This window comes from Brachyspira catarrhinii, assembly GCF_005518285.1.
GTDB classification, from domain to species: domain Bacteria; phylum Spirochaetota; class Brachyspiria; order Brachyspirales; family Brachyspiraceae; genus Brachyspira; species Brachyspira catarrhinii.
This window is the reverse complement of record NZ_SJDU01000897.1, coordinates 1-280: the sequence shown is the minus strand read 5'-3', so window position 1 is coordinate 280 and position 280 is coordinate 1. Positions and strand designations below refer to the sequence as shown.

Sequence of the window (280 nt, the reverse complement as noted above, 5' to 3'; positions counted from 1 at the left end):
AACCATATACTAATATGCTTGATATAATTTATTGGATATTTTAGTATATATTTTATCCATACTTTTTTTAATCCGTCTAATCTTTGAAATTTAAATGGTCTTTCTGGTCTCCAATTCATTCCAAGCCAATCTGAATACAATGGATTAGCGTTAAATAGTTCTTTTACATCTTCAAATGTTTTATCCTTTTCATACCAATCCAAAGGAATTAAAGAATCGTCATTGGCTGGAACGGAACAAGCCGCTATTTGAAGTAAAATTAAATGATTTGAGGCATAAT

1 pseudogene is annotated in these 280 nt (G+C 28.9%); it reads right to left on the bottom strand.

The features are described 5' to 3' along the window. A pseudogene (locus EZH24_RS14635) lies at nucleotides 1-280 on the bottom strand (hypothetical protein); the annotation flags it as partial.